Origin of the sequence: Streptomyces sp. M41(2017) (assembly GCF_002078175.1) — a bacterium.
Lineage (GTDB): Bacteria > Actinomycetota > Actinomycetes > Streptomycetales > Streptomycetaceae > Streptomyces.
Window position 1 is genome coordinate 4,892,491 of sequence record NZ_MWFK01000001.1, and the last position, 10,826, is coordinate 4,903,316.

Annotated in this window: 10 protein-coding genes and 1 pseudogene; 3 read left to right on the forward strand and 8 right to left on the reverse strand. The window is 72.6% G+C overall.

Annotated features, from left to right (window positions below; translation table 11 throughout):
- Positions 1-80 precede the first annotated feature (80 nt).
- The 3 genes from B0675_RS21345 to B0675_RS21350 all read right to left on the reverse strand — a co-directional run bounded on the left by B0675_RS21345 (position 81) and on the right by B0675_RS21350 (position 3,665).
- On the reverse strand, positions 81-2,486 hold the full coding sequence (locus B0675_RS21345; RefSeq protein WP_081220411.1) for a Tex family protein: 2,406 nt from the start codon (positions 2,484-2,486) through the stop codon (positions 81-83).
- Between the two features lie 127 nt (positions 2,487-2,613).
- Positions 2,614-2,745, reverse strand: coding sequence for an LPFR motif small protein (locus tag B0675_RS42440; RefSeq protein ID WP_266617602.1), 132 nt, complete (start codon positions 2,743-2,745; stop codon positions 2,614-2,616).
- Between the two features lie 53 nt (positions 2,746-2,798).
- Positions 2,799-3,665, reverse strand: a complete 867-nt coding sequence (locus B0675_RS21350; RefSeq protein WP_081220412.1) for a hypothetical protein — start codon at positions 3,663-3,665, stop codon at positions 2,799-2,801.
- A gap of 111 nt (positions 3,666-3,776) precedes the next feature.
- Between B0675_RS21350 and B0675_RS21355 the strand changes: the two genes are divergently transcribed.
- Together B0675_RS21355 and B0675_RS21360 are read left to right on the forward strand one after the other, a co-directional pair.
- A complete protein-coding gene (locus tag B0675_RS21355; RefSeq protein WP_081220413.1) occupies positions 3,777-4,730 on the forward strand; it encodes a GlxA family transcriptional regulator in 954 nt (317 codons plus the stop codon).
- 154 nt (positions 4,731-4,884) lie between these two features.
- A complete protein-coding gene (locus B0675_RS21360) occupies positions 4,885-5,520 on the forward strand; it encodes a DJ-1/PfpI family protein (protein WP_081220414.1) in 636 nt (211 codons plus the stop codon).
- Positions 5,521-5,526: 6 nt separating this feature from the next.
- Here B0675_RS21360 and B0675_RS21365 read toward each other — a convergent pair whose 3' ends face one another.
- On the reverse strand, positions 5,527-6,270 hold the full coding sequence (locus tag B0675_RS21365) for an enoyl-CoA hydratase/isomerase family protein (protein ID WP_081220415.1): 744 nt from the start codon (positions 6,268-6,270) through the stop codon (positions 5,527-5,529).
- A gap of 311 nt (positions 6,271-6,581) precedes the next feature.
- Between B0675_RS21365 and B0675_RS21370 the strand changes: the two genes are divergently transcribed.
- Complete coding sequence (locus B0675_RS21370; RefSeq protein WP_081221925.1) at positions 6,582-7,085, forward strand: ATP-binding protein; 504 nt, start codon at positions 6,582-6,584, stop codon at positions 7,083-7,085.
- An 8-nt stretch (positions 7,086-7,093) separates the two neighbouring features.
- On the opposite strand, the gene idi is transcribed toward B0675_RS21370, so the two are convergent.
- The 4 genes and pseudogenes from idi to galE all read right to left on the reverse strand — a co-directional run bounded on the left by idi (position 7,094) and on the right by galE (position 10,620).
- The gene (gene idi, locus B0675_RS21375) at positions 7,094-7,687 is read right to left on the reverse strand and encodes an isopentenyl-diphosphate Delta-isomerase (RefSeq protein ID WP_081220416.1); all 594 of its coding nucleotides are present in this window, start codon (positions 7,685-7,687) and stop codon (positions 7,094-7,096) included.
- A 123-nt stretch (positions 7,688-7,810) separates the two neighbouring features.
- Positions 7,811-8,295 (reverse strand): annotated as a pseudogene (locus B0675_RS21380) (N-acetyltransferase); the annotation flags it as partial.
- 255 nt (positions 8,296-8,550) lie between these two features.
- A complete protein-coding gene (locus B0675_RS21385; RefSeq protein ID WP_081220417.1) occupies positions 8,551-9,489 on the reverse strand; it encodes a cation diffusion facilitator family transporter in 939 nt (312 codons plus the stop codon).
- 150 nt (positions 9,490-9,639) lie between these two features.
- Complete coding sequence (gene galE / locus B0675_RS21390; RefSeq protein WP_081220418.1) at positions 9,640-10,620, reverse strand: UDP-glucose 4-epimerase GalE; 981 nt, start codon at positions 10,618-10,620, stop codon at positions 9,640-9,642.
- Positions 10,621-10,826 lie beyond the last annotated feature (206 nt).

Below are 10,826 nucleotides of genomic sequence, written 5' to 3' on the forward strand. Positions count from 1 at the left end.
GCCCCTCCGCCCGTCCCACCGAGGCCTTCACCCTCCCCGTACCCGGGACCCGGTCGCGGCCCCGGCGCCCGGAGCGCGTGTCAGCCCCGGCCGCCCTTGGGGTCGGTCAGACCCGCGCGCCGCAGGGCGTCCGCCATCGCGCTGTTCGCGGGCGGCGGAGCCTGCCGCGAGCCACCGCCGGTGCCGCCGCCACTTCCGCGGCCGCCCCCGCCCTGTCGCTGGCCACCCTGCCGCTGCCCCCGCTGCTGGGGCGGACGCCCGCCCCGCTGCGGACGGCCGCCGCCCTCGGCGGGAGCCGGTGCCGCCGCCTCGTCGTCCAGCCGCAGGGTCAGCGAGATCCGCTTGCGCGGGATGTCGACGTCCTGGACCTTCACCTTGACGATGTCGCCGGGCTTCACCACGTCACGCGGGTCCTTGACGAACGTCCTCGACATCGCGGAGACGTGCACGAGCCCGTCCTGGTGGACGCCGACGTCGACGAAGGCACCGAACGCGGCCACGTTCGTCACGACGCCCTCCAGGATCATCCCGGGGGCCAGGTCGGAGATCTTCTCGACGCCGTCCTTGAACGTGGCCGTCTTGAAGGCGGGCCGCGGGTCGCGCCCGGGCTTCTCCAGCTCCCTGAGGATGTCCGTCACCGTCGGCAGGCCGAACTTCTCGTCCACGAAGTCGGCGGGCCTCAGCGAGCGCAGCACGCCCGTGTTGCCGACCAGCGAACCGACCTCACCACCGGCCGTCTTCACCATCCGCCGCACCACGGGGTACGCCTCGGGGTGCACGCTGGAGGCGTCCAGCGGGTCATCGCCGCCCCGGATACGCAGGAAGCCGGCGCACTGCTCGTACGCCTTCGGGCCCAGCCGGGCGACGCCCTTGAGGGACGTACGCGAGGTGAAGGGGCCGTTCGCGTCGCGGTGCGCCACGATGTTCTCCGCGAGGCCCGAGGTGATGCCGGAGACGCGGGCCAGCAGCGGGGCGGAGGCGGTGTTCACGTCCACCCCCACGCCGTTGACACAGTCCTCGACCACCGCGTCCAGCGAGCGGGAGAGCTTCACCTCGGACAGGTCGTGCTGGTACTGCCCGACCCCGATCGACTTGGGGTCGATCTTCACCAGCTCGGCCAGCGGGTCCTGGAGGCGCCGTGCGATGGAGACGGCGCCGCGCAGCGACACGTCCATGTCGGGCAGCTCCTGCGAGGCGAACGCGGACGCGGAGTACACCGACGCCCCCGCCTCGGACACCATCACCTTCGTGAGGTTCAGCTCGGGGTGCTTGGTGATCAGCTCCGCGGCGAGCTTGTCGGTCTCGCGGGAGGCCGTGCCGTTGCCGATCGCGATCAGGTCGACCGTGTGCTCCTCGGCGAGCCGGGCGAGCTTGGCGACGGCCTCGTCCCACCGGTTGGCCGGAACGTGCGGGTGGATGACGTCGGTGGCGACGACCTTGCCGGTCGCGTCCACGACGGCGACCTTCACACCCGTACGGAAACCGGGGTCGAGGCCCAGCGTCGCGCGCGTGCCCGCCGGGGCGGCGAGCAGCAGGTCCCGCAGGTTCGCCGCGAAGACGTTCACCGCCTCGTCCTCGGCGGCCGTGCGCAGCCGCAGCCGCACGTCGATGCCGAGGTGCACGAGGATGCGGGTGCGCCAGGCCCAACGGGCCGTGTCCACCAGCCACTTGTCACCGGGCCGGCCGCGGTCGGCGATGCCGAAGCGGTGGGCGACGGTCCCCTCGTACGACGAAGGGCCCTCCGTCGGCTCCTCGGGCTCCAGGACGAGGTCGAGGACGTCCTCCTTCTCGCCGCGCAGCATCGCGAGGACGCGGTGCGAGGGGAGGTCCTTGAAGGGCTCCGCGAAGTCGAAGTAGTCGGCGAACTTGGCGCCCGCCTCCTCCTTGCCCTCCCGGACCTTGGCGGACAGCCGGCCGCGCACCCACATGCGCTCGCGCAGCTCGCCGATGAGGTCCGCGTCCTCCGAGAAGCGCTCGGTGAGGATCGACCGGGCGCCGTCCAGCGCGGCCTGCGCGTCGGCGACGCCCTTGTCCGCGTCGACGAAGGCCGCGGCCGCGGCGAGCGGGTCGACGGACGGGTCGCCGAGCAGGCCGTCGGCCAGCGGTCCGAGGCCCGCCTCACGGGCGATCTGCGCCTTGGTGCGCCGCTTCGGCTTGAACGGGAGGTAGATGTCCTCCAGGCGCGCCTTCGTCTCGGCGCCCCTGATCTGCGCCTCCACCTCGGGGGTGAGCTTGTCCTGCTCGCGCACCGATTCGAGGATCGCGGCGCGCCGCTCCTCCAGTTCCCGCAGATAGCGCAGCCGTTCCTCGAGGGTGCGCAGCTGCGCATCGTCGAGCATCTCGGTCGCTTCCTTGCGGTAGCGGGCGATGAAGGGCACGGTCGAGCCGCCGTCGAGCAAGTCGACGGCGGCCTTGACCTGCCGCTCCCGTACGCCGAGTTCCTCGGCGATCCTGCCTTCGATGGACCCTACGAGGGGTGTCGTCACGATCCCGTACCGCCTTCTCCACTGGGGTTGCGCGGCAATTGTGGCAGGTGACACCGACAACGGTGGATCAGGGCGGCGCACGGAGCGGTCGCGCGCCGCGGGGCGGCGCCGGGGGAGGCGCCGTCCCTCACGCCTTGCGGGTCCGTCCGGAGCCCGAGGCTCCGCCGAACAGCCGGGCCAGAGCCCGGAACGGCAGGGTGACGACGGTGGCGATGGCCCCGCCGATCTGACGCAGAACGTCGGCAATGGCACGCAGCATGGTCTTTCCCCTTTCGTCTTCCGGCACGGAGGAGCCGGTGACGAACGGGTACCTCAGTTCTTGCCGATCATGTCCGCCGGGAACGCCCCGTTGGCGAGCGCCGTCATCAGCAGCCCCTTCGCGAGCTCGGTGAGCCGCTCCACCCCGGCCGCGCCGAGGTGCTCGTAGGGGGCGCGGTCGAGGCGGTCCGTGCGGTCCTCGATGTCCTGCCGCAGGGCCACACCGGCCTCCGTCAACTCGCCCTCGGCGTCGAGCAGCCCGCGCTCGCGCAGCCGTCCGGACGCCGCCTCCCAGTCCTGCCGGTTCCAGCCACGGGTGCCGAGCGCCCACTTGGGGGCCATGCCCTTGCCGGTCGCGGTGTGGCTCACCAGGGCCTCCACCGGATCCAGCTCCGCGTCGAGCAGCGCTGCGAGGTGACCGTCACCGCGGTGTTCGCGGAGCAGGGTCGCCGCGTGCCACAGCGCCAGATGCGGCGGCCCGGGCACCGGGAGGTCCGCATGGGCGGAGTACAGAGGCCGGGCCGTCGCGTCGCAGGCCTCGGCCGCACGCAGCGCGAGCCGGGCGGCCTCGGCCACCTCCTCGGAGGCGACGACGTCCTCGCCGAGCAGCCGTGTCAGCGTCGCGTCCACGGCCCGCAGGCGCGCCGCGAGGACGGTCTCCGGGGAGGCCTTCTCCCACACCTGGGGCACGTGCTCGGCCACCAGCGCGTGCCGGAAGTTGTAGAACGTCGCCGTCACCGTGCCGGCGCCGACCGCGCCCATGGCGGCGGACCGCGCGGCGAAGTACGCGCCGCGGTCGTCCGCGATGCCGACCGCGGCCAGCTCGCGCCCCAGATCGGGGGAGAAGTAGTGCGTCGAGTGCAGCGGGTTGAGGACGTTGTGGCAGCGGCGCCCGGCGCGCTCCGGCAGTGGAGTGGTCATACCCCGCACATTACCGACTGGTCGGTACGTCGTGAACCGTGGTGCCCGTATGGCAGGAAAGGTGGGGTGCACGTCATTGCGGCTATCCCGGCACGGGTCGAGAATCGAGGCATGCGAACGGTCCTGATCGTCCTCTTCGACGGCGTCCAGAGCCTCGACGTCACCGGCCCGCTGGAGGTGTTCGCGGGCGCCGAGGCCCACCGCGCCGACTCGTACCGCATCCGCACCGCCTCCCTGGACGGCGCTCCGGTGCGCTGCTCCAGCGGACTCGTCCTCGTCCCGGACCATCCGCTCGCCGAGGCGCCCCCGCCGCACACGCTTCTGGTGCCCGGAGGCAGGGGCACGCGGAACCCCGACCCCCTCCTCGTCGACTGGTTGCGCGCGCACGGCCCGGGCGCCGAGCGTCTCGTCTCCGTGTGCACCGGCGCGATCCTGCTCGCCGCGGCGGGCCTCCTCGACGGCCGACGGGCGACGACCCACTGGGCGTACTGCGACCGGCTCGCCCGCGACCATCCGGCGGTCGAGGTGGACCCCGATCCGATCTACGTCCGCGACGGCCACGTGGCCACGTCGGCGGGGGTCACCTCCGGCATCGACCTGGCCCTCGCCCTCGTGGAGGACGACCTGGGCCGTGCCGCGGCCCTCACCATCGCCCGCCACCTCGTCGTCTTCCTCCGACGGCCCGGGAACCAGGCCCAGTTCAGCGTCCAGCTCGCCGCGCAGACCGCGCGGCGCGAACCGTTGCGCGAGGTCCAGCAGTGGATCTCCGAACACCCCGGCGGCGATCTGAGTGTCGAGTCGCTCGCCGCCCGGGCCCGCCTCTCGCCCCGTCACTTCGCGCGCGCGTTCCAGGCCGAGACCGGCACCACGCCCGGCCGCTACGTCGAGGGCGTCCGGCTCGAACACGCCCGCCGGCTCCTGGAGGACACCCCCGACGGCGTCGAGGAGATCTCCCGCGCCTGCGGCTACGGCACACCGGAGGCCATGCGCCGCGCCTTCGTGAAGACCCTCGGCTCCGCGCCGGCCGAGTACCGGCGCCGCTTCCGGCCGGCACCGGCCGGCTGACACCGCACCGGGTCCACCCTCGGCACCGATCCACCCGGCCACCGATGGACCCGCCCGGCCGAACAGGCGGATCCGTGCCCCGCCCCGCTCGCACCCGCCCGCCCCGCTCGCACCCGCCCGCCCGCGTGCCTCGCCCACCCTCGAAAGGCCTCCGATGCAGATCGCCATCGTCCTCTACGACCGTTTCACCGCCCTGGACGCCGTCGGCCCCTACGAGACGCTCGGCCGGCTCCCGGACGCCGACACCGTCTTCGTCGCCGAGCGCACCGGGCCCGTCCGCTCCGACACCGGACGCCTCGCGCTGATCGCCGACAAGAGCCTCGCCGAGGTCAGTCATCCCGACGTCGTGGTGGTTCCCGGCGGCCCGGGGCAGGGCGCCCAGATGGACAACGAGGTCCTCCTCGACTGGCTCCGCACCGCGGACGGAACCAGTGCCTGGACGACCTCGGTGTGCACGGGCTCCCTGCTGCTCGCGTCCGCCGGACTCCTCGAAGGCCGCCGGGCCACCTCGCACTGGCTCGCCCTCGACGGGCTCGAGAAGTTCGGGGCCGAGCCGACGGGGGAGCGGGTCGTGTTCGACGGCAAGTACGTGACGGCGGCCGGTGTCTCGTCCGGTATCGACATGGGACTCACCCTGCTCGGCCGGATCGCCGGGGACGAACACGCCCAGGCCGTCCAGCTGTTGACCGAGTACGACCCCCAGCCGCCGTACGACGCGGGCTCACCGGAGAAGGCGCCCGCCCACCTCGTCGACAGGTTCCGCGACGGCAGCCACGTCGTTCTGAGCTAGGCCGTGTCAGGGGGTCCAGGTGAACCGCGGCTGCCTGCGCTCCAGGAAGGCGGCGACACCCTCCGGGGCGTCGCCGCCGCCGCGCGCCTGCTCCGCCCAGTACGCGTCGCGGTCGGTGCGCCCGTTCGCGAACTCCTTCGCCGAGGCCTGCGTCAGCAGTGAGCGTGAGGCGAGGACACGGGTGAACTCCCCGACCCGCTTGTCGAGTTCACCCTCGGGCAGCACCTCGTCCACCAGGCCGGTGCGCAGCGCCCGCTCCGTGTCGATCAACTCGCCGGAGAAGAGAAGGTACTTGGCGGCGGACGGTCCGACCAGGGCCGCCAACCGCCGTGTGGAGGAGGCGGGGTAGACGATCCCGAGCTTCGCCGGGGTCACGCCGAACAGCGCTCCCTCCTGCGCGAACCGCAGATCGCAGGCCGCCGCTAGCTGGGCGCCGCCGCCCACGCAGTAGCCGCGGATCGCGGCGAGCGTCGGCTTGGGGAACGCTGCGAGGGACTCCTCGGCGAGCACGGCCAGGCCCTGGGCCTCGTCCGGGGAACCGCGCAGCGTGGAGATGTCGGCCCCGGCGCAGAAGGTCGTGCCCTCGCCGGTGAGCACCAGGGCGTGGACGTCGGGGCGGCCGGCCAGCTCCGCCAGCAGGGGAGGCAGCGCACGCCACATCTCCGTCGTCATGGCGTTCCGCTTGGCGGGATGGTCGATGACGACGGTGGCGACTCCGTCGCCGACGTGATGCGACAGCTGCGGCTCCATGAGCCGGATGCTATCCGCACCTCGGAGGGCTGCCGGAAGGCGGCCGGGGGGCCGGAGCGGAACGGGGCCGGGCGTGCCGGAGGCGAGGGGCGAGCGCGTCACGTCGGCTCCGGGACAAACCCGTACAACCTGAATACTTTCGGAAGGCGGCACCAGAGGGGCAGGAGCTGTCGTGGAACTGACCGTGTCATACGCAGACGGTCAGAAGGCGTCGATAGTCGCTGACTTCTGTTCAGTTCTCCGGTACGGACCAGCGCATTACCAACACTCGACGTGTGGTGACAATCGAGCGCAAGGGTGGCGACCGGACGATGGAGAACCTCGGGCGGGGGTCCGACCCGAGCCCAGAAGGCGGGGGCGTGACACCCGGCGTCAGATCGCCGGAGCCGCTGCCGTACGAGGGGGTGTGGCGGTTCACCGCGCCCGCCGTCGACGCCTCGGTGCCGCAGGCACGGCACGCCGTCCGTGACCTGCTGGCCCGTCAGGGGGTCCCGGTCTCGGACGACCTCGTCCAGGGACTGCTGCTGATCGTCTCCGAACTGGTCACGAACGCCGTCAAGCACGCGGCACTCCTGTCGCCGATGCTCGCGGTCGAGGTCGCCGTCGGAGCCGAGTGGGTGCGGGTGTCCGTCGAGGACAACCACCCCTACCGCCCGACCGCGCTGGAGGCCGACTACGGCCAGACCGGAGGCCGGGGCCTGCTGCTGGTGCGCGAGGTCACCAGGGAGTTCGGGGGGGTGTGCGACGTCGAGCACACCGCGAGCGGCGGCAAGGTGATCTGGGCCGCCCTGCCGCTCACCCCGGGTGCCGTGTAGCGGAGCCGCTACCAGCCCGCGGACGGGCCCGTCAGCTCACGGACGGCGGGACGGGCCGCGTCCAGAACCGTCATGAACCACGCCGAGAACGGGTCCTTCGCATGCCGCTCGGCCAGCTCGGCCGCGGTCACGAACGCCGTCGAGCCGACCTCCTCGGGATCGGGCCGCAGCGCGGACTGCACCATGCCGACGAAGAGGTGGTTGTACTCCTGCTCCACCAGGCCCGAGTCCGGGTCCGGGTGGTTGTAGCGGACCGTGCCCGCCTCGGCCAGCAGCGTCGGCGACACCCCCAGCTCCTCGTACGTCCGCCGGGCCGCGGCCGCGAAGGGCGCCTCGCCCGGGTACGGGTGGCCGCAGCAGGTGTTGGACCAGACACCGGGGGAGTGGTACTTGCCGAGGGCGCGCTGCTGGAGCAGCAGCCGGCCCTGCTCGTCGAAGAGGAACACCGAGAACGCTCTGTGCAGCTGTCCCGGCGCCTGGTGGGCGGCGAGCTTCTCCGCCGTACCGATCGTGTTGCCGTCCTCGTCGACCAGTTCCAGCAAGATCGCTTCAACGGTGCCGTTCGACGAACTGTGCGTCGCGGTGGCAGGTGTGATCGGCATACCCATCCTTCGCATCGGTCTTCAAGCCCCAAGTCTGCCGTACGAAAGCGGCACTCCCGGCACTTCGCGGCTCCCGCATGTCCCGCCCCGGGGGCCCGGAGCGGGACATGCGGACGGTGTGCGTCACACGCCGAAAGCCGCTGGATACCTGATCGTGCCCGGTGCCACCGGCCAGGAATCGCCGAGGACGAGGGCCATCAGATGTTCGGACGGCACGTCGAATCCGGGCCGGATGCCGTACGCGGCGGCGGGTCCGAAACCGAACCTCGGGTAGTACCCGGGATGCCCGAGTACGAGGACGAGCCGCTCTCCTCGCCCGCGTGCCGCGTCCAGCACCGCGCGTACGACGGCCGAACCGGCACCGCTGCGCTGGAGATCGGGCCGGACCGCCACCGGCGCGGCCGCGGGGGCGCCGTCGACGTGACAACGCGTGATCAGCGCGTACGCCGCCAGGGAGCCGTCCGGCGCCTCGGCGACGTAGGACAGGCCGGGCGCCAGGCCTCCGGGTCGGCGCGCGGCGCGTCCACCAGGTCGGCCTCCTCGGCCCGTCCGAAGGCGGCGGCGGTCAGGGCGTGCACCGCCGTGGCATCGGCGGACGTCTCCCGGCGGATGCGCCAGGCGGAGCCGTCCGGTCGGTCGGGTGCTGTTCTCTGTGCGCACGGTCGCGGTGGAAACCCTTGAACGAGGGCCCGGCCGACGCGTCGCCGAACGGCGGGTCAGCCGCGGGCCCGGGAAACGGGGACGGCGAAATCGCTGCGCGGGGCAGCGCCGGGTACGACCGTCGTCGCCCCACCTCCGGGGACCGCGGCCCCGCCAACAGCGGGCGGTACCGCGCCGCCCCAGGTTCTACGGGAGGACCGCGGTCAGTGGCAGAGCCGCGCCTCGTGCTCGGCGTGGCCGCTCGGCTCCAGCTGGAACGTGCAGTGCTCCACGTCGAAGTGGACACCCAGGCAGCCCTGGAGTTCGTGGAGCACCTTCTCGTGCCCTATGGCGTTCAGCACGTCGGAACTGACGACGACGTGTGCCGAGAGCACCGGCATGCCGGACGTGATGGTCCAGGCGTGCAGGTCGTGGATGTCCTCGACCCCGTCGAGAGCCAGGATGTGGGCGCGTACCTCCGCCATGTCGACGCCCTTGGGCGCCGCCTCCAGCAGCACGTCGAGCGTCTCGTGCAACAGCTTCCAGGTGCGCGGGACGATCATCAGCGCGATGGCGATCGAGGCGATCGGGTCCGCGGCCTGCCAGCCGGTGGTGAGGATGACCACCGCCGCGATGATGACCGCCAGCGAGCCCAGCGCGTCGGCCGCCACCTCCAGGAAGGCCCCCCGCACGTTCAGGCTGTCCTTCTGGCCGCGCATCAGCAGCGTCAGCGACACCGAGTTCGCGACCAGACCGATCGCGCCGAACACGATGGCCAGTCCGCCCTGGGTGTCGGCGGGCGTCACGAAGCGCTGGATCGCCTCGACGAGCACGTAGCCGCCGACGACGAGCAGCAGCAGACAGTTGGCGAGCGCGGCCAGGATCTCGGCCCGGGCCAGCCCGAAGGTGCGGTTGCGGCTCGGTGGCCGCGCCGCGAAATGGATCGCGAGCAGCGCCATGCCGAGCCCCAGCGCGTCGGTCGCCATGTGCGCCGCGTCCGCGACCAGCGCGAGCGAGTCGGCCAGCAGACCGCCGAAGATCTCGACCACCATGACGGTGAGCGTGATGCCCAGGGCGACGCGCAGCCTCCCGCGGTACGCGGCCGCCGCCGTGCCCGTCGGGGGAGCGCCGTGCGCGTGCCCGTGATCGTGCCCAGCCCCCATGGAAAGCCGCCTCCCGTGCATCGGTCCGGAACAACAGGTCCGGACTCACAGTGAACTACGGGCACGGGCCCCTGGGCAACGCGGCACTGAACACCGTTGTCATATGCTCTGACCTGCGGAAACGATCCGCAGGTCAGAGCGTTGACAAGATCATCCGACGGTGGTCCCCGGGTGGTGGAACTGCCAGCCGCGCCAGGCCGACTCGACCATCTCGGCGACCCCGCGCCGCGCGCTCCAGCCGAGCCGCTCGCCGGCCAGGGCGGCCGAGGCCACCGCGCGCGGCGCGTCGCCCGGACGGCGCGGCTCGACGACGGGCTGCCGGCGGTCGCCGGTCACCTCGGAGACGAGGGTCATCAGCTCCCGCACGGAGACGCCCTCGCCCCTGCCGATGTTCACCGTCAGGTCGCCGCTCGCGCCCTCGACCGGCCGCCGGGCCGCCGCGAGATGCGCCTCGGCGAGGTCGGCGACGTGGATGTAGTCCCGGACGGTGGTCCCGTCCGGCGTCGCGTAGTCGTCCCCGAAGATCCGCGGGGCCTCGCCCCGGGTGAGCCGGTCGAAGACCATCGGCACGATGTTGAAGACGCCCGTGTCGGCGAGCTCCGGCGAGGCCGCCCCCGCCACGTTGAAGTAGCGCAGGCACACGGTCGCGATCCCGTGCGCCCGGCCCGTCGCCCGCACCAGCCACTCACCGGCGAGCTTCGTCTCGCCGTACGGGCTCATCGGGGCGCAGGGGGTGTCCTCCGTGATGAGGTCCACATCGGGGTTGCCGTAGACGGCCGCCGACGAGGAGAAGACGAAGCGCTTCACACCCGCCCCGGCGACCGCCTCCAGGACGGTCGCGAGGCCGCCCACGTTCTCCTGGTAGTAGCGCGTCGGCTGGGCCACCGACTCACCGACCTGCTTGCGCGCCGCGAGGTGCACCACACCCGTGATCGCGTGCTCCGACAGCACCCGCTTGAGCAGGTCCCCGTCCAGCGAGGAGCCCTGGACCAGCGGGATGTCCTCCGGAAGCCGGTTCGGCACCCCGGACGAGAGGTCGTCGAGGACGACGAGACGCTCCCCGGCCTCCGCCATCGCCCGCGCCACATGTGCCCCGATGTATCCGGCTCCGCCGGTGATCAGCCATGTCATGGACGCCAACCCTATGCCGGTCGAAACAGGTGTCCGCCCTGCCCCGCTCCGGGGGGTGCGGGAGGGTGTCGGACGGCATGCCGAGAATGCGCCGGTCTGCGAACGCGGGTTTGTGGGCGGGGACCGCGATCCCCGATGATGATCGCGGCGCAGCCAGCGCAGAAGCGGTTGATCGGGCCGTGAACGGGCGGTGAACGCCCGCCTCC